The following is a 26,365-nucleotide window of genomic DNA, read 5'->3' as shown; positions in this document are numbered from 1 at the left end:
TTACTCTACAGGATGTGATACAGGAATTGGTATGCCGGCAGCATACACTTACAATGGAGAAAGATCGAACAACGCACAGATAGCTGCAGCAAGGAACAATAACAGGAACTCTGCGATTATGTATCCAAGGATTCGAACCCCGGGTCTGTCACTCCTGACCAGAGGGAATCTGTGCCGGAAGCCCCGGTAATTAAAGATGAGTCCCACCAGTATGAGTTGGGAGATCCATATGACACCCTGTTCAAGGCGCAGAAGAGTTCCGGTTACAGGTCTGCCGTTGGAGGTCATTTCCACGGAAAATGCAATATCAGTAATGAGAAGATAACCGATGACGGAGAGGATCATCTTCCAGGGAGTATGACTTCGAAAACCGGGCGGGACAAAGCTGTGAGTCACAGGTGTTTTTTCAGAAGTCTGAGGTAATGCTGGAAAATGTGCCTGTAGATCAGACATTAATTCTTCCACGGATTGATAGCGTTCTTTCGGATCCAGACAGGTACATTTTTTTACAATATCGGAAAGAGCACCGGATATCATCTGTTCCACCGGAAACTTTCCGGTCACCATATAATTGACCAGTATGCCAAGAGCGTAGATGTCGGTCCGGTTGTCCGTCTGAAAGAATCCAAACTGTTCCGGGGCAGCATACTCGGCGGTACCCATCAGCTTTGTATCTCTCTTTTTCCCGTCCTGATAGGTTCTGGCGATATTAAAATCGATGATTTTGACATTACCGTTTTGATCGATCATGATATTTTCTGCTTTCAGATCACGGCAGATGATGGGAGGAGTTGCATTGTGGAGTGTCTGCAATGCTTCACATAGTTCCATCATGATGCGGACCGTTTCACTTTCGCTTATCAGCTGTTCCTGTATGCGTGCTTCCAGAGTTCTGCCCTGGATATATTCTTCTATGATGAGCAGTTGATCCCCGGCAGCAATACATTCGTAGATTGCCGGAATATATGGGCCGGGATGTTCTTTCAGATAGGTATAGATCGGGGAAAGGTCGGAAGGAATGTGCTTTTCAACACAGATGATTCCTGTGATACTGTGCCGTTTCAGATGAATCTGGTCCATTCCGTCGAGAGGTCCAAGATCCTGATATAATGATAATTGATACTTTTCTCTTACTTGCATATGGCGTCACCTTGCTTTTATTCTTACAAAATAATATAATGAATTTCAATAATATGCAAGAAGAGCAGCGACGCAGGAGTATGAACTGTAACAAATCGCACGGGAAGGAAATGCAGGATGGAGCCAAAGACGACGGATGAACTGATGAAAATATTAAATTCAATGGATGGATTATCGGAACTGGAAGCATATGCACAGATAACCGTGAAGGAGACTTCAGATACGACATTTCCGGAGTATATCGGACACCGGATGGAAGATGCGGGGATGTCATTAAGTCAATTGATCTGTGAGGCCCAGATTCAGCGGAATTATGGATACCAGATTCTGAATGGAACCAAAAAGCCGGGGCGTGATAAGGTGATCGCGTTATGTATGGCCCTGAAGCTTCCAGTATCAGAAGTGCAGAGGGCACTTACCATTGCACAGGCCGGCGTGCTCTATCCCAAGCACAGAAGGGATTCGATTGTGATCTTCTGCATCAATAACGGGATGTCGGTTCTGGAGACAAATGATCTTCTGGATCAGTTGGGGGAAGCAATACTTTAGCAGTGAAGGAGAAGTGGAATAAGATACGGAGAGGATAGAATATGGAGAAGAAAAAGATATGTGTTGGTGTTGTGGGAGCCGGAGTCTGTTACGATTATGCGGTTTATTATATGACGGCTCTTGTGAGTCTCTTAGGTGCGGTGGAGGAAACGGCAGCATTTGTCAGTACACCGTTCCCGACACACAGGAATATTAATCCGGATAGTCCGGATTACGGTAAGGTTATGAATACGCCGAATGAAAGTCGTGTTTCTGCGATCTTAAAGTTTCGAAGTGGGGTAACCGGAACTTTTCATATGGATCAGGATTCTGTATGGAAAGACCAGGCAGATATGGTAATCTACGGGACGAAGGGAATGCTGTATCTGGGCAATCCGGACCGGTTTGGGGATCAAGTACGGCTTCTGAGCAATCCGGAGGATCGTCAGGAAGAACCCCGTATGCAGGTGCTTCCATTTGCCAATGATTATATTGAAAATGCCAGGGGAATCGGACCATCGGAGATGGCGGAGGCGATTCTGAGAGGTACACCCGCCCGTGTGGGAAAAGAACTTGCCTGTCATGTGCTGGAAGTGTTGAGTGCAATCTTAAGAAGCGGGAAACAGCAATCTGTGGAAAAGATACATTCTGTCTGTGAGAGACCGGAGTGTTATTATTAAAGAACGAACAGGACAGGAGGGCATACTATGAGGTCGGTATTTATTTCCAGTACGTTTAAGGATATGCAGGCAGAACGGGATTATCTTCATGAAAAAATATTCCCGAGACTCCGACGCCTGGTGGGGCAGTATGGAGAAGATATTCAGGAAGTGGATCTTCGCTGGGGCGTGGATACCTATCATATGAGTGAGGAAGAAAGCAACTATCAGGTACTTCGCGTCTGTATTGATGCGATTGATCGCTGTAAGCCTTATATCATTGTATTATTAGGGGATCGGTATGGCTGGATCCCGGATGTGGACGTTGTGGAGTCGCTTCGGGATGAGCGTGTGACGGCGCAGTATGAAGAGTCAATGAGCATTACAAATCTGGAAATAAAATACGGTGCCCTCAGTGAAGAAGAGACGCTTAAGAGATGTATTTTCTGTTTCCGCAACCCTGATTTTCTTGAGCGTATTCCTGAGGATAAGAGGGGCATCTATCTGGCGGAAAGCCCTGAACATGAACAGAAGCTCAGGAGACTGAAGGAACAGATCCGTGCAAAAAAGAATGCGAAAGTACTGGAATATGAGGTGGAATGGGATGAAGAACGACAGACTCTGACAGGTATGAAAGAGCTTGGAGAAAGTATCTATCGTATGATGGAAGACATGCTGCGTGTGGAACTGGGAGACCGGAAAGCGAAAAATTCTGTTCAGCAATATCTGCTGGATGCACAGTATACGAAAGAAAGATATCTGTCTGTCTATACACCGAGATTATATGAAGAAAATAAAGCAATGGAAGGGTTGTGGTTCATGGCAGGAGACAAATACAGCCGTTACCACAGCAAGATCAAAAACGAGCATGGGAATGAGCAGTGCATCCATCTGTCAGGAGGTGCCGGAAGTGGAAAAAGTGCGCTGATCGCTTATCTGGAACAGCAGGTAAAGGATGCGGGAGCACAGACGATTCTGTACTTTAGCGGGAATCCGGGATGTCAGAATGTGATGACGCTAAAATCTGTGCTGATCTATCGAATGGAAGAAATTCTGGGGATGGAGCATGATTTTCAACCTGAAAACCAGAATGTGTATCTCAGAGAACTGGACAGGAAATTTGTAAAGCAGCCGGTGTTTTGCTTTATTGATGCACTGGATCAGCTGTTCCCGGACTATAAAAAGGCATATCTGGATATTATGGATCTGTGCCCGAATCTCTTTGTGATTACTTCTTCACTGGATGATTTCCCATATGAGCACGTGCTGCTTAAAGCAAAGAAAATCCGGCTCATTAAAGTAAAGCGTTTTACAGAAAATGAAAAAAAGCAATTGATCCAAAAGACGAGTGCACATCGAGGCAAGAAAATAGATGATATTGTAGAGACGAGAATATGTGCCAAAGAGGGATCCGGAAATCCACTTTTCCTGTCGCTTCTTTTGCAGCGTTTATTTGCCATGCGCCAGGAAGAATTTCAGGAGGCAGAGAAACTTGCTCCCGGCATGGATGGACTGCATCTGTATATGCAGAAGATCATTGAAGAGACACCGGAACAGGTGACGGAGTTGTCGTCAGCGTTATTTGACCGTATCGGTGAGATGTTTGAGAGTACATTTTTTAAAAAGGTTGCTTATCTGATTGCGCTTTCCGGTACGGGACTTTCCGAACGGGAGATCGGTGACATCTTAAGGCAGCAGTCTTTCGAATTTTCACAGCTTAAGTTTCAGGAAATTCTGTATTATCTGTACGATGTATTTACGGAAAAGGAAGATGGAAAATGGATCTTTGCACACCGCATCTATTATGAGGCAATGATACGGGACATGGGCAAAGAGGCAGCTGAGATACGCCGCTGTTTTATTGAATACAGTGCTGTTAATCCGGAGTTTATGGAGCGGGAAGGCTATGTACATATCCTGAAGAGCAAGGATGTGCTCGGGGCAAAAGTGCTGAGAGAATGTAGGAACTGGGATACATATCAAAAGGTACAGGAGCTGGCAGCGCAGATGCTGAGAGATGATGAAGATGCGGCGGCATATTTTATGAAGATGCCGGATGAAATGGATCACACAGGTGTAGAGCGTCTGTTTGCCTTCTGGAAATCCGCAGGCAGGTACGAGAGAGAGCAAAGGACAGAGAACTTTAGAAGAAATATCTGTGAAAAGATCTGTCGGATTGCAGATCTTCCGGCGGAACTGAAAGTAGATGTTCTGATGGAGCTTTTATATGGGGATGCGCCGGAAGAGAGTCAAAGACATATTCAATTGGCAAGAAGCTTTCTTTCCCTCATGCAGGATTGCGATAGAAAAAGATTAAGAAAAATTGAGATTGATTCTGTGGAGATGAGGAATCTGTTCGAGACGGATCATATAGATGAGGGATTCGGGATACTTAAGGAGCTGCTGCGAGATGCGGAAAACCTGTCCGACAGTGAGGCTGCAGGAGAGGATGCAGTTGTATGGTATCTGTATTTCTGTAGATTGTTTGCAGAAAGAAGTCGTAAATATAGAAATGAATATGTGCTGGAATATCTGGAAAAAGCGCTGGTATTATGTGAACAGCATCCGGAGCTTGCACGGAAAAGAAGAGTTCGGATGGCAAAAATTGAGGTCTGTCTGGAAGCCACAAGGCATTATGAAAAAGAGGATCCGTACCGGGGCGCGTGTTGTGCAAAGGAAGCGCTGGAGCTTGCGCGAGCATTAAGTGAGGAAGATACCAGTGTGGAGACTTTGAGACTTTTATCACGGACGTTGAACTTTTACGGACATGATGTGGACAGAGAACACCGTTATCAGTATCGGTATGAGAGTCTGAATGTGTGTAAACGGGCATATCAGGTCGCACATACAGATTACTGGCAGCAGGAGGTGGCGGTTCAGGCATCCTTTTTTGCAAAAGACGTTGCGGCTCTGCACGGGCAGCAGGAGCTGGAAGATAGGGAGAAGTGGATTCGGCGTGAACGGGAAGCGTGGGACCTGAGCTTTGCCTATTTTGAAGAACTGTGTGAGAAAGATTATGTTTATGTAGACTGGGCATATTATGAAGATATGCTGCTGGAACGTGCACAGGAGGAAGTGGCGGAATATCAGATAGAGCAAGCGTTAAAACACGCAAAGAGAGCGTATGATCTCCTGCAGGAAGAGGGAAGAAACGTCCGGAGATCCCGGGAGAAAAAGGCGGAAGAGCGGCACTGGCTTGCAGCGGCGCTCCTTGCGGAAAATCTGGATGATAAGCTCTGTGTCAATGAAGCGGTTCCGTACGCTTATGAACAGATAGATTCTGCGAAAAAACTGTGGGAGAGAAAACGGACACGGCAGAACTTCGGAAAGCTTCTGGCCGGTCTGCAGATTGCAGGACGTGTGCTTTATCACGCGGGAGAGGATGAGGATGCGTATAGATTTGCAGCAGAAGGGAAAGCACTGCTGGCACAGTATAAAACAGAAAGTCAGCAGACAATTCCGAGTGTGGAAGCAGAGCTTGACTATATTCTTGGCCGGATCGCATTCAAGAGAAGTGATTTGGAAGAAGCGAAAGAATATCAGATTCTTCTGGAGCAGTGGAAGGAACAGGGACATCTGGACTTCTGGATGAAAGGGCAGCTTATGCTGCTGCAGGGGGATCTCCTGCTTGCCGAAAAAGAGTATGTGTCGGCAAGGGATATTTACAGTACAGCGATCCACTACTGGGAAAGCGTGTGTGAACAGATGCAGAGGCGTTTTGAGGAGCGAAAGTGGCACGTAAAATCTCTGTTCTATAATCTGTATGCGGTATGGCAGAAAGCAGAAGCCATGCGCATGGGAAATCTGACAGGGCAGTGCAGCGGACAGACGGATGACGGACATACCAGATTCCGGGATCAGATAGATGTCTACCATTTTTATCCCGGGACGTGCCGGGAAGAATACAGATATGCGTTTAAGATCTGCATGGAGAAGGCGAAAGAGAAAGATTATGCTTCTGTCATCGACAGTTACGTCTTTCGGACGATGGACCGGATGCTTGAACTGGGAAATCAAAACAGATGGAACGACTGGAAATACATGGATATCTTTGCATTTTTATGCCAAATGGCAGGCTACTGTAAAAAACGGAATCTGAATATGGATCGTCAGCTGCAGGTATTTACTGAGGCATTGTGCAGGTATGACCTGAGGGGAGTTGCCATTGCTTTGTCTCTGGTTCCGGACATGGCAAACTATTGGATCGATATCTATGGATATATTAGGAAGCAGATGGATGCAGGAATCGTCATCCTGCCCTGTAACAAATTATTGATTGGGCGGATGTGGATGTATTTTGGATGCTTCGAAGAGGCAGACCGCTGGTTCGTACAGATACCGGAGGAGAATGAGGTTCATGAGGAAGCAAAGCTGTATCGCCTGTACAGTCAGGCCATGTGTGTGCTTAAGGAAAAAGATGAAAAGAAACTATCCGGCCTTCTTTCGGAAATTGATAAGCGTCAGAGTACGGATACCGGCGGTATTGACGAGTATATGTTAAAGACCTTATATCCGGAACTGACCAGAGATGAATGGAAGATACTGGAAAAGAAGGGGCCGATGATTGTGAGGCAAGAACAGGCACAGCGATACCTTCATGTATTAAAAGCAGTTTCCGGGGAAAAGAAATATTTTTCTGTGGATCAAGAACGAAGAGAAGCATATTGGGGGAAACTGGAAAAAGTGCGCCTGGCCTATGAAAAAGGAAATACAGTGATAAAAGGACAGGAAGATGTAACCGATACATGGGAAGATCGTGCCCTGGCACTGAAGGATCTGACATCTGACGGAATGACCTGGCAGACAGATTATAAAAATCTGGATGAAGAGATATTTGCGATGATCCGCGAGCTGTATGATTCCTGTACCACGGAGGAAGAAAAGAAGGAGATAGCGGAACATGCCATGGAATTATGGCGTAACAATTACCAGAATGTCAATTTAAAAGGGCTATCTGTGGAAAATCTGAATATGCTTTCTGAAGTGGAGAAAATATGTGGATACGCCCCACTTCCTGCACTTGTAGAGGAACGATCTGTTCGCCTGAACGATAAAGAACTTCTTCATGATTTCTTCCGGAAGATTCCGGAATATTCCTGCATGGAGGAATGGAGAAGTGTGGACAGGAAAAGGAAAATGGAAGTAAAGGACATATTTGACCGGCTGCTTGCACAGAATGTGGATGAGTGGGTGAGTGATCTTCGAAATTGGCTGAATGGTACAGAGAATCTGTGGATTGTGAGCGAGATGAACTTTTTCCGGGAAGCAGATGAAACAGCTGAGGATCCAAAGAAGCATAAACTATATGAGATTTATCAGGAATATCTGATGTACTTTACGGAAAACTCCCGGAAACAGCTGGCGGAAAGAATACGGGGATGTGGAGTGTAATCAGGCAAACAAACAGGTTGACGAGGAAATCCGATTTCCTGACAGCATCAGGAAAATAGGAAGCGAATGTTTTGCTGTCATGACAATTCTTGTCACTTATTAAAATGATAGATGTCTTTTTTGTGCATTATGTAGGGTGCCTTATGTCGCTCTGACGCTTGTATAGTGTAGAAAGATGACTGTATTTGAGAATATTATGCTGGAGGTCAATTAAATGTGTGTAAAGAATTGACCGTGATAAAGAATAATTGAATGGAGGCCAATAAAATATGCATTGAGAAATGACTGCAATCATGAAAATATAAATTGCAGTCAATCAAGTAAGTGAAAAGAGATGACTGTGATCAGGATATTTTGAAATACAGTCAATCAGGCATACAAAAAAGGTTGACTGTAATTGAAATAGTATAAGTTGCAGTCAATCAAGCAGTGAAAAAGAACCCCGCATCTTTGCCGGGGTTCTTTTTCACTGCTTTTTTGGGGCAATCTTTTACCTGGAAAGCTGCCAGAAGGCAACTGCACTGGCGGCAGCAACGTTCAGAGAGTCTACGCCGTGGGACATGGGAATCCGTACGGTGTAATCACACGAGGAGATGGTAGACGTGGCAAGACCATCACCTTCTGTTCCAAGGACGATGGCCAGCTTTTCTTCTGACAACAGTTGTTTATCATCGATGGATACAGAATCATCTGTCAGTGCCATTGCAGCGGTTCGGAAGCCGAGACTCTGCAGAAGGGAGATGCCGGATTGCGAAGAATCACCGGTTTCCGGGAGGAACGTCCAGGGAATCTGAAATACGGTTCCCATGCTGACTCGAATCGCACGTCGATACAGGGGATTGCTGCAGCCGCAGGTCAGTAGAACGGCGTCCATATTCAGAGCAGCGGCGGAGCGGAAGATCGCACCGACGTTTGTAGGGTTCATGACATTTTCCAGTACGGCGATTCTGCGGGCATCCCGGCATACGAATTCCACAGAAGGCAGAGAGGGACGTTGCATGGCACATAGCATTCCGCGCGTTAACTTATACCCGGTGAGCTGTGTGAGTACGTCAAAATCTGCAGTATAGACAGGAATATCGCCGCATCGGACAAGGATTTCCCGTGCCTGCGTCTGAATATGCCTGCGCTCAAGGAGAATGGATATGGGGACACACCCGGCATCCAGTGCGCGTTCAATGACTTTCGGGCTCTCAGCGATAAAGATTCCCTGTTCCGGGTGATCTCGATTCAATAATTGTGCTTCTGTAAAGCGGGCGTAGATGTCCAGCTCCGGTGCGGAAAAATCAGTGATTTCTATGATATTTGCCATAAATTGTCTCCTTTGATATCAGTGGTATACAGAATATTATAGCTGTGGAAGAAAAAAGGAGCAAGGTCGGATGTGAAGAACCTTGCTCCTTAATATAAGGATTATTTATTGACTTCCCAGATATGCATTGTAAATGTCTTCTGAGATATTTTCCTCAACGGAATCATACACGGTCTGTGATTTTTTGCGGATTTCATTTCTTACCTCATCAGAAAGTGTGATAATCTGCGTTCCACTGTCTTCGATAGCTGCAATCCGGTCGGTGATTCGTTTATCAGACTGCAGGCGTGCGTATTCGGTCGCAATCTGCGCCGCCTGTGTCATGATCTCACGCTCCTCTTCGGAAAGATTCTGGAAAAAGGAATCATTGACGATCAGGGAAATGAGATGCGGCAGATGATTGGTCTCGATGATGTAATCCTGTTGTTCATACAGCTTGTTGGATACGATAACCTCATAGGGATTCTCCTGGGCATCAATGGTGTGCTGTTGGAGCCCGATATAGACTTCGCTGAAGCTCATCGGTGTCGGGCTGGCATTCAGACTTTCCCAGAATGCCAGATGATAGCTGTTTTCCATGGTCCGGATCTTCTGCCCTTTGAAATCATCGGCTGTGGTTATTTTTTTATTGGTGCTCATCACACGGAATCCCTGATCAGCCATTCCGAGAAGGTGATAACCTCCATTGGTGTAGACTTCACTAATCAGTCCGTAAAAAGCGGAATCATCGATGGTTTCTCTGCATTCCTCCAGTGTATCGAACACACAGGGAAGATCAAATACCGCAAGATCGGGCATGAAAGTTACCTGCGGTGCCGTGTTTTGTACAATAAATGGAATGTCACCGTCCGCGCAGGTTTCCAGAAGGTCCCGGTCCCCTCCGAGTGTGGAGTTGGGATATACCTGAATCTTCATCTGTCCGTCGCTGAGTCTGGATACTTCTTCTGCAAATTTCTCTGCAAAGATCTGAGTTACAGTATCTTCCGGACTTGCAGTAGCCAGCGGCCATGCATAACGCTGTACATCGGATTCTCCAAAACTTCTGCATCCGGTAAGCGGAAGTGCCAAGGCCATTGTAAGAATGAGCCCGGCAGAGACGATGCGTGCCTGTATCTTTTGAAAGTTCATATCGATTCCTCCTATAACAATGCCAGCGAAATTGCCGGGATAAATGTGATCAAAAGCAGTGCGATCAGGAAATATATGATCATCGGCATTGCTTTTTTGGCAATCGTCATAACCGGAACGTCCGTTAAGGAGCTGGCAACGAAGAGGTTGACTCCGATCGGAGGGGTTACAAATCCAATCGCAAGATTAACGACCATGATCACACCAAACTGAACCGGATCCATGCCAAGATTCGTTACGATTGGCAGCAGGATCGGTGTCAGAATCAGGATAGCTGGTGTAGTATCCATTACCATACCTACGATCAGGAGGAACAGATTGATTACCAGAAGAATCAGAACCGGACTCTGGAAGTGACCGCTGATGAATCCGCTTACTGTCTGTGGAACCTGCATAAGAGTCAGAACTCTTGAGAATGCAGTGGAAGTTGCAAGGATGAAAAGAATCGGAGTAAAGGTTCTGACGGCTTCTTTCAGGATGTCCCAGATATCTTTTACGCGAATGCTCTTGTATACGAACAGACTGATAAGTAAAGCATAAAATACGGAGATAACAGCAGCTTCCGTTGGCGATGCGATTCCGCTGTAGATGCATCCGAGGATGATCACCGGGCTTAAGATCGCAAAAAAGCTTTCCTTTACTACCCGAAACAGACCCTTGTCATGTAAATGCTGTACTTCAGCGTGGATTTTTTCTTTATCCTCTCCGTTGCGTCTGCAGTACCAGATGGCATAGAACATAAGGAGCCCGCCAATCATAAGGCCGGGGATGATGCCGGCCAGAAACAGATCACTTACAGAAGCTCCGGAAGCCGTTCCGTACATGATAAAGGGAATGCTTGGTGGAATGATGACTCCAAGACCTCCGGCAACGGCAACGATGGCTGTAGTAAAAGTAAGATCATAGCCGAGCCCGGTCAGGATCGGAATCGTCATACTTCCGACGGCAGCAACGGTAGCCGGAGCAGATCCGGAGATCGCGCCGTAAAACAGACAGGTGACGATGACGGCGCAAGGCATTCCTGCCGTCAGTTTGCCGAGAAAGTATGCGAATATATCAAAGAGTTTCCGGGAAATACCTCCCTTTGCCATGATGATACCGGACAGAACGAACATCGGAACGGCCAGAAGGGGAAACGAATCCAGACCTCCGAACATTGCACGGATTAAGTATTTTGCGCCGACCGTAAAAGACGGGTCGCAGATGGACGGAAGAACAGATGTAATTCCCAGTGTAATGGATACGGGGATTGCAATGATCAGTCCGATGACAAAGATGATAAATAATAATGCGACTGGCATTTACGGGACCTCCTTACCTGAGTCTTTGATGTTACGGATACGGTTGTCGATGCTTGTATCTGCTGCAGAATCGGCATCTGCATTGGCCTGAATGAATGATTCCGGAGTGTTGCGTTCCGGATGTGCCGGATCATACACATTTTCGCCTCTGGCAATACGGAATTCGATGATCCAGCGCTGCAGGATGCGAATTGCAACAAGGATGAATGACACAAAAGGTGCCGCCTGTACATAATACATCGGGATGGAGCAGGCAGGGGAAACCTGCCCGCTGGTTACGGCTGACATCATGTAAGACCAGGCAAAAGGAATCATATACAGGAAGAAGATGAGTTCAAATGTATGATTGACTACCTTGAAGAGTGCTTTCCCACGGCGTGGAAACAGTGCAACAAACTGTTCGATTTTGATGGATAAGCATTTTTTGCTACAGTAGCTGACACTGATGAAACCGCACCATATGAACAGATAGCGCGTAAGCTCTTCAGACCAGGACAATGACATTCCCAGGACATAACGGGAAAACACCTGAATGCCCATGATGAGTGTCATGCCGATCAAAAGGAGTATGAGGATACATTCTTCCAGATTTTCATCCAGCCAGTGAATTACTTTTTTCATGTCTGCCTCCCTATTGGTTTTCATGATTATAATGCGTTGTGTAGTAACTGAAGGACGGTATTCAGATCATTAACACCCATCTGTCCAGGAGCAGATGCTTTCTTTGCAGCGCCAAATGTAAGAGCAGAACCAAATACTTCACCACAGAGACGGCTGATCACACCGGTGCCGGCCATGGACATGGTAATGATTGGTCTGTCGGCATATTCGGATGCCATTTCTTCCGTTGCAGCTAAAAGAGTAAGAACGTCTTTTTTGTTTTGCGGCATAACTGCAATCTTCGGAATATCAGCGCCTAATTCCTGCATTTTTCTAAGACGAGATACAATCTCCTCTTTTTCTGGTGTCTTGAAGAAATCGTGATTAGATGCAACGACTTTTACACCAGCTGCATGAGCGCCTTCGATGATTTCTTTTACGATCTCGTCACCGGTAAAGACTTCTACGTCTACCAGATCTACATATCCGGACTGAGCGGCTTTGATGTTCAGTTCTGCATATGCAGCATCTTCGATGGCCTTTTCGCCACCTTCTTTGGAGGTACGGAAAGTCATAAGAATAGGGGTATTGCCAAGAACTTCCCGTAAGTCTTTCAGAACATCCAGAACTTTTTCGAAATCAAATACGCCTTCGAACCAGTCGACACGCCATTCCACAACATCGACAGGAATATCATCAAATGTCTTTGCTTCTGCAATAATGTCTTCTTTGGTAACACCTACGATCGGTACACAGATCTTTGGAACACCGGCACCAATTTCAATATCTCTAACATGAACCGTTTGTATCATAATCATTAATCCTTCTTTCTTATTGTATATATGATGTAAATTATATAACAGGTTACTCTGCTGAGGCAAGCTCAACCATTTTTGCATAGCGAAGATTCACAAATACTCCAAGAAGCACGCCGATTGCAGTAAGTACAATGTTCATGGTCATAACGCCGGAAGGAGTCATTTTGGATGCAGCCGTTAAAATTGTGTAGTTGCAAAGGGAGGATGCAATCATAACCAGTGCAGTAACCGTTCCCTTGATCTTCGGGAAAAGCATGTTGCATACAGAGGTTGCGATCTGGAGAAGTCCGCCAGCGCCGGCCCATCCGATGATGAATGCACCTGCAATACACAGTGGCTGTGATTTTCCTATAAGAACAACAATCAAAGCTGCAAGGCAGATTGCCGGGTAAGCAGCGATAAAGCGAACGTCCTTGATCTTACGTGTCAGTAATGCAGTTACAATCAATGCAAGTAAAGTTCCCATAGAGTAGTATGTCTGCATGATAGAAGGATCTGCCCAGCCAACTACTTCTTTTGCGAAGTTCTGTGCACAGTTCAGCCATAACTGGAAAGTACCTGTACATGTGAATCCGATCAGGATCATTGCGACAGATTCGATTGAGAAATGTGTTTTCTTCAGACTTTCGATTAATCCTTCTTTTTTCTCTTTCTTGGCATCAGAATCCGGAAGCGGAGCAAAGAGAATCAAAACTGCCAGCACGATGTAACATACACCGCAGACAATGAATAACGGGTTGTAAGATACGAGACCGGAAGCAGTTGTTGTTATTGCGATACCAAGAACAAATGGAAGCAGCATCTGGGAGATAGCGATAAAGAACTTGATTCCCATCGTAGCAACACCCGGAGCAGCATAGAATACTTCTGCAACACCCGGATAGATTCCTGTATCAAGGAAGGAGTTTGCAATACCACCGAGGATTGCACAGATATAAGCAATCTGATATCCGCCATTGGTACCTGCGTTGAAAGCCAGTGCAAGACCAATTAAATAAATAGCGTAAGAGCCACCTCCGATGACGCAGGAAATGCGGCGGCCTAATTTATCAGAAAGAGGACCGGCAAATGGAAGAGCGATCAGTCGTCCGAGACCAAGTGCAGCAGAGATTGCAGTGATTGCCATTGCTTCAACACCCCAGCTTGCGGCAAGAGCTTCTTTGATAACAGCCTGTCCCAGGACAGAACATCCAACACCGTGGATAAAATAGTTTAAGTACATGATAAGTGCACTTGGAAGATATTTTTTGTTCATTTTTAAGGTTCTCCTTTTTGTTTTTTTGTCTTTGTTTTTCTTATTATTCTGTCACAAACATAAGAAACACGGGGGTTCTCGTTAAAAATCTAACGATTTGTATGTTTATATTTTATCAATGTCTGTTTGGAATTTCCAATACTTATATATGTGAAAATTGATGCATTCAGGCTATCAAAATGCTATAATTAAAAATAAGGAAATTATCGGAAATGGAAAACTTCACTTTATAAGGAGGAGCATATGACACTCAATCAGCTTTACTATTTTCAAACAGTTGCAAGATATGAGAATTACCGGAAGGCAGCAGAGGAGTTGTACCTGTCTCAGCCATCCTTGAGCCGTTCCATCGCATCTTTGGAAAATGAATTGGGGGTTCAGCTGTTCGAGAAGAATGGAAGAGGAGTGAATTTGACAAAAGGCGGGAAACTATTTCTGGAATATGCGGAACGCATTATTACTGAGTGTGAGATTGCAAGCAGTAAGATGAAGGAAATGGCGAGTGACGGAGGAAAGATCGATATCGGATATGTGTTCCCTCTGGCCAGTCACTATATTCCTCATAATGTAAGAAACTTTCTTAATATGAAAGAAAACAGGAACGTAACGTTTAATTTTTTTCAGAATCATACCAGTGCGATTGCGAAAAAGGTCAAATCAGGGGAACTGGATGTAGGGTTTGGAGGATATATGGAACGGGAGGAATTTGAATTCTTTCCGGTCTTATCAGAAGAAATGGTCGTGATCACACCAAAGGGCCATGAACTGGAAGGTCAGGAAGCTGTCTCTATCCAGGAGATCCGTCGTTATCCGGTGATCGGATATGACAGAGAGTCCTGGCTTGGAAACTATACCCGGCAATTATACAGAAGACTTTCGATCCGTCCCAATATTGTAGTGGAATGTCCGGACGAGCATTCGATCGTAGCTCTGGTAAGTGAAGATTTCGGAATCGCGCTGGTTCCGGGAATCAGAGAGATTGATGAAAAACGAGTAAATATCCACAGGCTGAATGATATCGAATTAATGCATCATACGTTTATGTTCTGGATGAAAGACCGGTATCAACTGCCGGCGGTGGAAAGATTTATTGAATATATGAAGCAGAAGTCTTCTTCGAGGGTACTGCCTGCATCAGAAACAAAATGATAGCATAAAGCTATCGATGAATAACATAAAATGTATTTTACGTTATGGGTTGTTTGGATTATAATGAAACCGTCACAAACAGAAGAAATGCCTTACACGAAAAATTGATAAGGAGAAGGATTCATGAAAACAAATTATTCCAAGATTTTTGAACCTTTAACAGTAAAAAGAATGACGATTCGTAACCGTGTTGCGATGACACCGATGGGGACAAATTACGGAGAGACAAGCGGTGAGATGAGTAATCGTCATATGAATTATTATTCATTACGTGCAAAAGGCGGAGTTGGTCTGATCATTTTAGAAAATGCCAACGTAGAGTATCCTGTAGGTTCTAATGGTACAAGCCAGATTCGTATCGACCACGACAGCTTTATGCCTCGTTACTATCAGCTGGTTGAGAACCTTCATAAGAATGGTGCGACAGTTGCAATTCAGATCAATCATGCAGGTGCATCTGCATCTTCTGCAAGAACCGGAATGGAGACAGTGTCTTCTTCCAATGTTCCAACAAAAGTCGGCGGGGAGATTCCACGTCCGATGACAAAAGAAGAAATTCTTACAACTGTAAAGAAATATGGAGAAGCTGCAAAAAGAGTACAGGCAATCGGTTTTGATGCAGTAGAGATCCACTGTGGACATTCTTATCTGATGAGCCAGTTTATCTCTCCATATTATAATAAGAGAACAGACGAATTCGGAGGTTCTGTAGAGAATCGTCTTCGTTTCCCGAGAATGGTATTAGAAGAAGTTCGTAAACAGGTAGGACCATGGTTCCCGATCATCGTTCGAGTATCTGCCGAGGAGCGTGTTCCGGGAGGAAACACACTGGAAGATACGTTGGAGTATCTGGAGTATCTGGATGAGTTCGTAGACATGTATGATGTGTCCTGTGGATTGAATCCATCTCTTCAGTATCAGATTGACTCTAATTATCTGCCGGATGGATGGCGTGCTTATCAGGCAAGAGCAGTCAAAGAAAAATTTGGAAAACCGGTCATCAATGCCGGAAATTACCGTGACCCTGAAGTAGTTAAAAAGGTGCTGGAAAGCGGCGATGTAGATATGGTAGGTATGGGCCGTGGGCTGATTGCTGATCCGGACTGGGTCGTAAAAGTACAAAAAGGTGAAGCTGAGATGATCCGTAAATGTATTTCCTGTAACGTAGGATGTGCAGGAAACCGTATCGGTGTTAACCGTCCAATCCGTTGTACAGTGAACCCTGCTGTTCCGGAAGGAGATATTTATAAAAAATTAAAAGTAAAGAAAAACTGTAATGTTGTAGTAGTAGGTGCAGGTACAGCAGGACTTGAAGCTGCATGTACAGCGGCCGAAGTCGGATGTAATGTATTCGTACTTGAGAAGAAAGACCATGTGGGCGGACTGTCTACATTTATCTCTGATCTTCCAAGCAAGACACGTATGAAAGATTTCCCAAGATATCTGGAGAAACGTGCAGAGAAGCTTCCGAATCTGTATATGTTCCTGAATACAGAAGCTACCATTGAGAAAATCAAAAACTTCAAACCGGATATTGTTGTGAATGCGACAGGTTCTGTACCGTTGGTACCGCCGATCCCGGGACTGAGAGAAAACATTGCAGCAGGCAACGTTTCTACAATTTTTGATATGATCAACAACCTGAATGCAGGAAAGTATCCGGATGACTTCTGTAAAGGAAAGAAAGTCGTTGTTATGGGCGGTGGATCCGTAGGACTTGATGTGATCGAATACTTTGCACCACGTGGAGCAGAATGTTCTATCGTTGATATGCTTCCGCAGATCGGTATGATGGCAGATCCGATCACCAAGTGTTCTATGCGCGAGACACATGATACATATGGCGTAAAAGAATATGTAAATACAGCACTCCAGGAAGTAAAAGAAAATGCTTTTGTCGTAAAGACACCGGAAGGAGAGATCAAAGAGCTTACATTTGATCTGGGATTCAACTGTCTGGGAATGAGAGCAAACAATCCAATCCTTGCAGAAATCGAGGAAGCATTTGCCGATACAGATACTTATGTATATCCGATCGGAGATTCTGTTCGTGCCCGTCGTATCATGGAAGGAACCATGGATGGACGTGCAATCCTGAATGTACTTGAATTTAAAGGATTGTTAGACCTGGATGAAATAAAATAATACTTTTACAATCAACTTTGAAACATATAAAACGAGATAAATATAGATAGAAGAAAGAGGTAATAATTATGCCAAATATTACAGGACACACAGAATTAGTTGGATTAATGGCTTATCCAATTCGTCATACACAGTCACCGACAACACATAATCTTGCATACGATAAGAACGGAGATGATGTAATTCAGCTTGCATTCGAGGTGGATAATGATTCTCTGGAAGCAGCTGTAAACAGTATCCGCGCATTGAAGATGTTGGGATCTAACATTTCCATGCCGAATAAGACGGTAGTACACAAGTACCTGGAGGAAGTAGATGAAGCTGCACAGCTTTGCGGAGCCATCAATACCGTTGTGAATATGCGCGACGAGAATGGACAGGTCACAGGAAAATTAAAAGGATATAATACTGACGGCATGGGATACTGGCAGGGGATCAAAGAAGAAGGAATTGATTATAAAGGTATGAAGATGGTTCTGATCGGAACAGGTGGAGCTGCTACCGCTATTGCTGTTCGGGGAGCATTGGACGGAATTGCAGAGTTACATATCTTTAATATCAAAGATAAATTCTACGCCCGTGGAGAAGAAATTGTTGAAATAATCAACAATAACACAGAATGTAAGGCAACTATGAACGATCTTGCCGATCTGGATCTTCTGAAAGAAAAAATGCAGGAAGCTGATATCTTCTGTGACGCGACAGGCGTGGGGATGCACCCACTGGAAGATCTCTCAAATATTCCGGATGCATCCTTCTTCCGCCCGGATCTGATCGTAACAGACACCGTATATGCTCCGCGTGAAACTGTTATGATGAAGCAGGCAAAAGAGGCCGGTTGTACAAAAGTGTACAACGGAATGAGCATGATGCTCTTCCAGGCATTGATTGCCATTGAGCTCTATACCGGAAAAGCTACCGATGTAGAGTACATGAAGGAGAAATTAGGAATCTAATTCAATTGTCCCTCCATAAAATGAGACTGCTGCATAATCCCTGGTTATGCAGCAGTTTTATTTTGGGAGCGATTGAATGATATCCGGATCAGTAGAGTTATTTCCAGTTGAAGTTGTCTTTGCCGGCTCCGATTTCAAAATGGTATTTTACAATGCCGAGATCGATCTTACTGTAAAATCCCATTCCGGAGCCGATCCGTCAGTTTTTGCCACGTCTTCAAAAGATTTGGACTTATGGGGAACTCCCTGAGTCTTTCCATAGCCAAGTGCAATAACGATACAAAGCTTTTCGCCGGGAGCGGTGGAAAAAGCAGTTTTGATCTTTCGGTAGGTCATCGCCACCCAGCAAGTATTCAGTCCCAGCTGCTGTGCCTTCAGAACAAGGCGTTCTCCGTAATAACCGGCCATCTCATCAAGGGAGGGCGATTTTGTTCCGATGATAGCAAGGTAGCTGGTAACACCGCTGAATTTTCAGTAGTGAGCCATAAAACTGTCAAAAGCCTGCGGCTCATTTGTGATCAGCTGAATATGCATTCCGCTTTCCCGGTGGCAGGCAGAGATTTCCTTCTGCAGTTCATCAACCGTTTCTCTGTCTATTGGTTTCTTATCATATTGACGAACGCTGTGTCGAGCGTTCATTGCTTCTGTCAAATTCATATTTCAGACCTCCATTTCATGTCATTCATCACTTTTTTTGCATGCTCCAGCATTAAGTACTTAAACCACTATACCATATTTCGAGAGAAAAAGTTCATTGGGAAAGAAAATCGAGACGATTAATAATATCCGGATGAATAAATCTGAAAGTATGATGCTTAGATTGAATTGTATATAGGTAGATGTTATACTTTGCTTAAGCAGGCAATTGCCTGTAATTATAATAAAAGAGGAGAACAAAAATGGCAAAAGAAAAGAACGCAGCAAATGTCAGTAACATTTACCGATTGGAGGGGCGGGTTCCTGTTGCAAAAGCAATTCCATTTGGCTTTCAGCATGTATTAGCAATGTTTGTAGCAAATGTGACTCCGTTAATAATTATTGCAGGTGTTGCTGTATATAACGGACAGGCGTTTACGCAGACAGAGACGGCACAATTGATTCAAAATTGTATGCTTGTGGCAGGAATCGGTACATTGATTCAGCTATATCCTATCTGGAAAATAGGATCCGGGCTGCCAATTGTTATGGGGTTAAGCTTTACTTTTCTGGCTGCATGTCTTGCATCGGCTTCCCAGGATTACGGATATATGATCGGTGGCATTATTGTCGGAGGATGTCTGGAAGGTGTCCTGGGACTTACTGCAAAATACTGGAGAAAATTGATCCAGCCTATCGTTGCAGGCTGTGTAGTTACGTCCATTGGTCTTAGTATTTTGAATGTAGGCGTTTCTTCTTATGCCAGTTCTGCAAAATATGAAATCGGTGCATGGCAAAATCTTCTGGTCGGTACCATTACATTGGTTGCCTGTCTGACATTTCATGTGTTTGCCAAAGGCGTACTGAAGCAGCTGAATGTATTATTCGGTCTAATCGTTGGATATATGGTTGCCATTTGTTTCGGAATGGTAGACTTTTCCGCAATGGGTACCACGATTTCACAACTTGGAGTGTTTTCCTTTCCTTCATTATTTGCCTATGCACCTAAGTTTAACATCGGTATCATTATCTCGTTCGTTATCGTCTTTTTAGTGTCTGCAGTGGAAACGATCGGAGATACTACGGCCGCATGTACAGGTGCTCTCGGAAGAGATATCACTGATGAGGAAATCAGCGGCTCTCTGGCTGTGGACGGATTTATGTCAGCAATTGCCGGAGGTGTTTTCGGAGTATCGCCAATCACGTCATTCAGCCAGAATGTCGGTCTTTTGAAAATGACTAAAGTCGTCAATCGCTTTACGATCATGTTTGGGGCGCTGCTGTTGATCCTGGGAGGTTTGTTCCCGCCGATCGGTGCGTTCTTATCGACTCTGCCGGATTGTGTTCTCGGCGGATGTACCGTTATTATGTTTGGATCCATCGTTGTTGCCGGATTCGAGATGATCGCAAAAGTAGGCTTTAATCATAGAAATATGATCATTGTTGCCACCTCTTTATGTGTAGGGGTAGGCGTAACACAGGTAGAAGGTTTCTTCTCAGGATTGCCATCCATTTTCGGGGATATATTCGGCTCAAATATGGTTGCAGGGGTATTCATAATAGCTCTTGTTTTGAGTTGGGTGCTTCCAAAAGATATGGAAATCGAACAAGATAACAAAATGTAGATAACATTCAGGTATAATAGACTGTATAGAAAATAGAAAAGAGGTATGAAAAATGAATGTTGGAATATTAGGAGCGGGTGGTATTGCCCGTAAAATGGCACTTACTTTAAATGGAATGGAAGGAGCGAACGCATATGCGGTCGCTTCGCGTGATCTTCAAAAGGCACAAACATTTGCAAAAGAGGAGCATGTGGAGAAAGCGTATGGTTCTTATGAGGAAATGTTGGCTGATGAGAAGGTAGATCTTGTTTATGTTGCGACTCCGCATTCTCATCATCTGGAACATGCAAAATTATGTATTTCTTATGGTAAGCCGGTGTTGTGTGAGAAAGCTTTCACTGCAAATGCAAAGCAGGCAAGAGAGCTCCTTGAGTATGCAAAAGAAAAACAGGTATTCGTCACAGAGGCAATCTGGACCCGTTATATGCCGTCCCGGAAGATCATTTCAGAGATTTTGGAAAGCGGAGAACTCGGAGAACTTCAGCTGTTAAGTGCGAATCTGGGGTATGAGCTTTCTGGTGTAGAACGTCTGATTAAACCGGAACTTGCCGGTGGTGCACTTCTGGATTTGGGCGTATATCCGATTAATTTTGCAAGTATGTTTTTCGGAAATGAGATCGAGAAGGTCACCTCAACTTGTGTAAAACTGGAGTCTGGAATGGACGCAGAAGATGCAATGATTTTTACTTACAAGGATGGACGTCTCGCAACACTGCACGCAGGGATGTTGGCTGCAACGGAACAGTATGGCATGATCTACGGCACGAAAGGATATCTGATTGCTCATAATATCAATAATATTGATAAGATTGAAGTATTTACAAAAGACAGAGAATTAGTCCGCTCCATAGAAGTGCCGAAGCAGATCACCGGATATGAGTATGAAGTGGAGGCCTGCATGCGTGCATTAGAAGCCGGACAACTGGAATGTGAAGAAATGCCGCATAGCGAGACCGTAAAGATTATGGAACAGATGGATGCTCTCCGGGAAGAATGGGGAGTGCGGTATCCATTTGAAGAGATACTTTAAACGGCATGGAAACAGGAATTGCGCTGGAAGGAGAAGAAGGTATGAGCTATTGTAGTGAATGTGGAAATAAGTTGGAAGAGGGCGCAAAGTTCTGTGGAAAATGTGGGAATGCTGTGGAGGAAAGTGTTCCGCAGAATCCGAAGAAAATACGTAAGTCTGGAAGTGTTATAGCGATTATTTTCATTGTTCTTATACTGGTGGCAGTTGTGGTGGAAGGAATTTTTGTGTTGCAGGATAAGAAAGAAAAGCAGAAGTATCAAAATTTATTAGAGGACGGAGCAAAGTATCTGGAAGAGATGGATTATGACAGGGCAGAGACTTCATATCTGAAAGCGATTACCATAGACCCGAAACGGAGTGAGCCATATTTGAAGTTGGCAGATATCTATGTTGTACAGGGAGACCGGGAAAAGGCATTTGATATATTGACACAAGGACGGGAAAATGTTGGCAATGATGATGACGCATCTGAAATCGACTCAAAAATAGAAGAAATAGAAGGATATATTAGTTATAGATGGGTGGTTGATCCACAGATAGAAGCGGATGATATTTACTATACATCGGAAGGTGGAGAGATATATTCTTATAACGAGATGTACCGTCAGTTTGAATCCCCTTATGCAATAATCAGACGAGGAAAATCGTTAGGTTTGATTGGCATGGATGGAAATATAAAGGGGGGAATGGATTATAGTAAGATATTAAGTTTTAATGAAGAGTATATGATGGAAGCTATAACAGATGGGCAACAGTATACTATAGAAAATGATGAAATCACGTTATTTGAAGGCAGAGGCTATGCTCCTTATGCGTATTATTACAATAAGGGGATTCAGGGATTATTTTCTGAAGATTACACAAATGAGTTTTTCAGAGATATTCCTCTTCCTGTGAAAAATTCAGAAGAAAAATATCAAGAGGGAAAAGACGGATATTGGATATCCTGGTGGAATTCTTTATCCGCTCCATATGCGATTTATTATAATGATAAGTTGAAAACAGACTTTATTTATGACGAATGCGGTTCGAGTTCTGATAACAGAATGGCTGTCTGCAAAGATGGTAAATGGGGATATGTAAATGAAGAGGGAGAAGAGATTATCCCTCTGGAGTATGATGCTTCGTGGAAGGATTTTCCTTTCTGGAAAGATATAGATGAGTCTAAAGCGTATTGTTATGCATATTCAGAGGGCTATGTTCCTCTGTGTAAAGATGAACAATGGGAATTGAGAGATATGCAGGGAAGAGTCGTGATCCCATCAGGTATCTTTGAGGCGATTCGTCCAGTATACGATGGAAAGTGCTGGGTAAAAACGCATGGTAAATGGGGAGTTATCGAATTAGAAAAAACAGAATCAAAAACTGTAGAATCAGAAATCACAGATGAAATGTTAGAGGGAATATGGATACAAGATGAGTCTTCAGATGCAGTACAGATTATATTTGATTCAAATGGAAAAGTGAAATATTCTGCGACGATTAGCGGAGAATCAGATTATACAACTACATACAATCTGGAAAATAATGAACTAACAATCAAACTGGTTAATATGGATGAAAGTGGTGTAACACAGTTAAAGTATGATTTGAGTTATTCAGAAAGTGGATCGATCAAAATGCTTAATATTACAACTTCTGAAAAAAGTAAAGATGTTGATGTCAGCAAATTATATGGCTGGGATGATTTTATCTGTGGTTCTTATATTCAAATTAAGCAGGAAGCAGTTAGAGAGCAATTAAGTGTACCTGCTGATCTTGAAGTAACTGTCCGACAGTCTGAAGTATCATATTGGGATGCCGGACAAATATATACAACTAACATAGCATTTGAAAAAGATGGCGCCGAGGTAGCGGGGGCAACAGTCAATGCACTGACAGGGGAGTTGGTAAAAGATATATTAATGTATAGTAATAACACAAAAACTGTGACTCCAGAGGAAATTCGTAAAATTGTTGCAGAGCACTATAACGAGGAACATAATACAGATGAGTACGTGGTGTACGAGGAGGATTGTTCGGAGACTGACGAGGGGTATTTTCTTAAATTACGTACAAAGAAAGAACATAATGCATGGGTGTATTATGTAATGGTTGATCTTACAACGGGAAAAGTTGTAAATGATATAGGAGAAGAGTGGTATTTGGATTTGGATTAAAATGTAATGGTGATTTGACATAAGAACAGCAGAGGAAAATCCATTCGTAAAGATACAGATATTATTGCGCCTGAGTGGGTCAAAAAAGAAGAACAAACAGGATGAAAAAGGAAAAGACAGAGTCCGCATATTGCTACTCACCCCTGCATACATTGTAAAAACAATGAATGCAGGGGTTTTGTATGAAAGATTATATTGAGGAACGGGCAGTAGAGATCGCATATTATATCATTGAACATAAGGCGACTGTGAGGCAGACTGCGAAAAAATTCGGGGTGAGTAAAAGTACCATACATATGGTGGTGATAAAATAGAACGGTTTGTAAAAGCAGTGTATGTGGTGAAATGAATAGGGTAGAGGGAAAGGTCGGAGAGTTTCGGCCTTTTCTTTGGATGTACATATTAAGGGACGGCTAAAGGTTTATAATTATACCCAGCAAAAGAATGATACACGTGACATTCTTTAGAGGGAAGAGATAACATTCATTTGTAAATAGAGTTGTGATATAATTATGACGGTGAATATATGTACAAACCAATGGATTTTAAGGAATTGGAGAAAGAGTATGAGAAAGATAAAAATTATCAGCAATCCGTATAAGAAAGAAATAAAGTATCAGGATTGGAATGAACATACATCAGTATGGGATGATATTATTGCAGAAACCCATCCACATGTGATGAGGGGGATTCTGCAATTGTATAATTAGTGATGAGAATAGGAGATATCATCTCAAATTTTGTTCGCAAAATCTGAAAAGAGAATGTAATATAGAATGTAGACTAAGTAAAATTTGAAACTGATTTTATGAACTACGCAAATTCGGATTTTCGTGTGGAGGATATTACAAATGCTAAAGTCGTGGGAATGTTTATTTAAAACACATATTTTAGCTCGAGGATGGGATTATTACGAAAACGGGGCGGTTAGTTCCTTGGAAAGAACAGGAACCGGTTATAAGGCCACAGTTGAAGGCAGTTATGATTATGAAGTAGAAGTGGAAATCTATGATAATGAAATTGTAGATATGTTCTGTGACTGTCCGTATGCAGAAGATGGGAATTATTGCAAACACATGGCTGCGGTCTTATATGAGATTGAAGAAAAGTCTGCTCAGATGACAAGTGAAGTAAGAGAGAATTCGACTGATATCAAAACAGAATTAGAGGATGTAATAAAGAATATAGATGAATCTGAAGTGAGAAATATATTATTGGAGCTTGCTCTAAAAGATGATTCTCTACAAAATCAGATTTTAACAAAATATGTTGATAAAATCAGTCCGGTTCAGATGAACCGATTGAAGCAAGAAGTTGAAATGATTGCGTGGAAGTATTCTGACAGAAGTGGATACGTTGACTATTATCATGCAATGGATTATGTACATGATCTGGAGGCGTTCCTGGATGAGAATGTGCAGAATTTAATTGATAAAAAACTTATAATGCAGGCGTTTGAGCTTACAAATGAAGTGTTCCATATGGTTGGAAATCAGGATATTGATGATTCAGATGGTGGTACTACATGGATTGCGAATAGCTGTTATGAATATTGGAAACAGATTCTGGATCAGGCAACAGATGAACAGCGTGATCAGATGTTTCAGTGGTTTAAAGGACGTCCTCAAAACTATGTTATAGATTATATGGAAGACTATATCAGCGACTTCTTAATGGACGAGTTTCATGATACAAGCATGTTGCTGGAAAAGTTACGAATGCTGGATGAGTTGATTGAACGCGCAGGGGATAAGACTGACTGTGGAAGCTTGTATTCATCATATTATGGCTTTGAAAATATTATTCTTAAACGGTTGCAGATTATGAAAGAGTTAAATTACTCGGAGAATGAAATCAATGAATACAGGACAAAATTCAGACATTTTTCTGCAATAAGGGAATTGGAAATCAAAGAATATCTTGATAAGAAAGCATATGATAAGGCAATTGAAGTTCTGGAAGAAAGCAAAAAACTGGATAAGGAATATGCAGGTCTTGTCTCAAAATACAGTGAACAGTTAATTCAGATATATCACAAAACTGGACAACAAGAGGATTATAAAAAAGAATTAATTTGTCAGGTTTTTTCCTGCAGACAGGATAATCTTGAAAATGTAAAATTGTTAAAGGCGACGTGTGATGAGGAAGAATGGTGTACATATCGGGAACAGATTTTAAATTCAAATTCATGTTTAGGAATAAAGTTTCGTTTTCTGGAATTTGAAGAACTATATGATAGATTGCTGAAAACGATTGTGGAAAGTGGTTCGATTTATACATTAGATCAATATGAAAAGGTATTGAAAAAGAAGTTTCCGGATATCGTCAGAGATACATATGTAAATTATGTACGGAAACATGCGGAAAGCGTATGTGACAGAAAAGCATATAAAGGGCTGATGACTTATTTGAAAAAGATTACAAAATATCCGGACGGAAGGGGAAAAGCAGATCAGATTGCCAAAGAGTGGAAAGTAATTTATCGTAGAAGACCTGCAATGATGGATGAGCTGAGGAAAGCGGGATTTTAGAA

General features: G+C 43.0%; 18 protein-coding genes and 2 pseudogenes. 12 read left to right on the top strand and 8 right to left on the bottom strand.

Annotated elements, in window-relative coordinates:
* Nucleotides 1-48: 48 nt before the first annotated feature.
* Complete coding sequence (locus ABE547_RS03605) at nt 49-1,140, bottom strand: serine/threonine-protein kinase (RefSeq protein ID WP_347377479.1); 1,092 nt, start codon at nt 1,138-1,140, stop codon at nt 49-51.
* A 117-nt stretch (nt 1,141-1,257) separates the two neighbouring features.
* Here ABE547_RS03605 and ABE547_RS03600 point away from each other — a divergent pair, with 117 nt between their 5' ends.
* The 3 genes from ABE547_RS03600 to ABE547_RS03590 are packed head-to-tail and all read left to right on the top strand — an operon-like array spanning nt 1,258 to nt 7,718.
* The gene (locus tag ABE547_RS03600) at nt 1,258-1,689 is read left to right on the top strand and encodes a helix-turn-helix transcriptional regulator (RefSeq protein WP_347377478.1); all 432 of its coding nucleotides are present in this window, start codon (nt 1,258-1,260) and stop codon (nt 1,687-1,689) included.
* 41 nt (nt 1,690-1,730) lie between these two features.
* Nucleotides 1,731-2,348: a Gfo/Idh/MocA family oxidoreductase gene (locus ABE547_RS03595; RefSeq protein ID WP_347377477.1), complete on the top strand. Its 618-nt coding sequence runs from the start codon at nt 1,731-1,733 to the stop codon at nt 2,346-2,348.
* Between the two features lie 27 nt (nt 2,349-2,375).
* Nucleotides 2,376-7,718 (top strand): DUF4062 domain-containing protein, encoded by a 5,343-nt coding sequence (locus tag ABE547_RS03590; protein WP_347377476.1) that lies wholly within the window; start codon nt 2,376-2,378, stop codon nt 7,716-7,718.
* Between the two features lie 490 nt (nt 7,719-8,208).
* On the opposite strand, the gene ABE547_RS03585 is transcribed toward ABE547_RS03590, so the two are convergent.
* From ABE547_RS03585 to ABE547_RS03560, 6 genes are all read right to left on the bottom strand, one after another.
* Nucleotides 8,209-9,030 (bottom strand): RNA methyltransferase, encoded by an 822-nt coding sequence (locus ABE547_RS03585; RefSeq protein ID WP_347377475.1) that lies wholly within the window; start codon nt 9,028-9,030, stop codon nt 8,209-8,211.
* A 105-nt stretch (nt 9,031-9,135) separates the two neighbouring features.
* A complete protein-coding gene (locus ABE547_RS03580; protein WP_347377474.1) occupies nt 9,136-10,158 on the bottom strand; it encodes a TRAP transporter substrate-binding protein in 1,023 nt (340 codons plus the stop codon).
* An 11-nt stretch (nt 10,159-10,169) separates the two neighbouring features.
* The gene (locus tag ABE547_RS03575; RefSeq protein WP_347377473.1) at nt 10,170-11,459 is read right to left on the bottom strand and encodes a TRAP transporter large permease; all 1,290 of its coding nucleotides are present in this window, start codon (nt 11,457-11,459) and stop codon (nt 10,170-10,172) included.
* The gene (locus tag ABE547_RS03570) at nt 11,460-12,080 is read right to left on the bottom strand and encodes a TRAP transporter small permease (RefSeq protein WP_347377472.1); all 621 of its coding nucleotides are present in this window, start codon (nt 12,078-12,080) and stop codon (nt 11,460-11,462) included.
* A gap of 26 nt (nt 12,081-12,106) precedes the next feature.
* Nucleotides 12,107-12,868 carry a type I 3-dehydroquinate dehydratase gene (gene aroD, locus ABE547_RS03565; protein WP_347377655.1) on the bottom strand — a complete coding sequence of 254 codons (762 nt, stop codon included), beginning with the start codon at nt 12,866-12,868 and terminating at the stop codon, nt 12,107-12,109.
* 55 nt (nt 12,869-12,923) lie between these two features.
* Nucleotides 12,924-14,132, bottom strand: coding sequence for an MFS transporter (locus tag ABE547_RS03560; protein ID WP_347377471.1), 1,209 nt, complete (start codon nt 14,130-14,132; stop codon nt 12,924-12,926).
* A 243-nt stretch (nt 14,133-14,375) separates the two neighbouring features.
* Between ABE547_RS03560 and ABE547_RS03555 the strand changes: the two genes are divergently transcribed.
* The 3 genes from ABE547_RS03555 (at nt 14,376) to ABE547_RS03545 (ending at nt 18,382) form a co-directional block, all read left to right on the top strand.
* Nucleotides 14,376-15,281, top strand: a complete 906-nt coding sequence (locus tag ABE547_RS03555; RefSeq protein ID WP_347377470.1) for a LysR family transcriptional regulator — start codon at nt 14,376-14,378, stop codon at nt 15,279-15,281.
* Between the two features lie 123 nt (nt 15,282-15,404).
* A complete protein-coding gene (locus tag ABE547_RS03550) occupies nt 15,405-17,426 on the top strand; it encodes an FAD-dependent oxidoreductase (RefSeq protein ID WP_347377469.1) in 2,022 nt (673 codons plus the stop codon).
* Between the two features lie 65 nt (nt 17,427-17,491).
* Nucleotides 17,492-18,382, top strand: a complete 891-nt coding sequence (locus tag ABE547_RS03545; RefSeq protein WP_347377654.1) for a quinate/shikimate dehydrogenase — start codon at nt 17,492-17,494, stop codon at nt 18,380-18,382.
* 147 nt (nt 18,383-18,529) lie between these two features.
* On the opposite strand, the pseudogene ABE547_RS03540 reads toward ABE547_RS03545, so the two are convergent.
* Nucleotides 18,530-19,021, bottom strand: a pseudogene (locus tag ABE547_RS03540) (nitroreductase family protein).
* A 260-nt stretch (nt 19,022-19,281) separates the two neighbouring features.
* Between ABE547_RS03540 and ABE547_RS03535 the strand changes: the two are divergent.
* From ABE547_RS03535 to ABE547_RS03510, 6 genes and pseudogenes are all read left to right on the top strand, one after another.
* Entirely contained in the window at nt 19,282-20,643 is a 1,362-nt protein-coding gene (locus tag ABE547_RS03535) for a solute carrier family 23 protein (protein ID WP_347377468.1), read from the top strand.
* A 52-nt stretch (nt 20,644-20,695) separates the two neighbouring features.
* Nucleotides 20,696-21,673: a Gfo/Idh/MocA family oxidoreductase gene (locus tag ABE547_RS03530; protein ID WP_347377467.1), complete on the top strand. Its 978-nt coding sequence runs from the start codon at nt 20,696-20,698 to the stop codon at nt 21,671-21,673.
* Nucleotides 21,674-21,678: 5 nt separating this feature from the next.
* A complete protein-coding gene (locus tag ABE547_RS03525) occupies nt 21,679-23,832 on the top strand; it encodes a WG repeat-containing protein (RefSeq protein WP_347377466.1) in 2,154 nt (717 codons plus the stop codon).
* A 182-nt stretch (nt 23,833-24,014) separates the two neighbouring features.
* Nucleotides 24,015-24,128 (top strand): annotated as a pseudogene (locus tag ABE547_RS03520) (sporulation transcriptional regulator SpoIIID); the annotation flags it as partial.
* Between the two features lie 270 nt (nt 24,129-24,398).
* Nucleotides 24,399-24,542: a hypothetical protein gene (locus ABE547_RS03515; RefSeq protein WP_347377465.1), complete on the top strand. Its 144-nt coding sequence runs from the start codon at nt 24,399-24,401 to the stop codon at nt 24,540-24,542.
* A 225-nt stretch (nt 24,543-24,767) separates the two neighbouring features.
* Nucleotides 24,768-26,363, top strand: coding sequence for an SWIM zinc finger family protein (locus tag ABE547_RS03510; protein ID WP_347377464.1), 1,596 nt, complete (start codon nt 24,768-24,770; stop codon nt 26,361-26,363).
* The last annotated feature ends 2 nt before the right edge of the window (nt 26,364-26,365 follow it).

Source organism: Dorea sp. YH-dor226, from assembly GCF_039832105.1.
Classification (GTDB): Bacteria; Bacillota; Clostridia; order Lachnospirales; family Lachnospiraceae; genus Dorea_A.
Note: the sequence above shows the minus strand (reverse complement) of the source record. Positions and strands in the feature narration are given on the sequence as shown.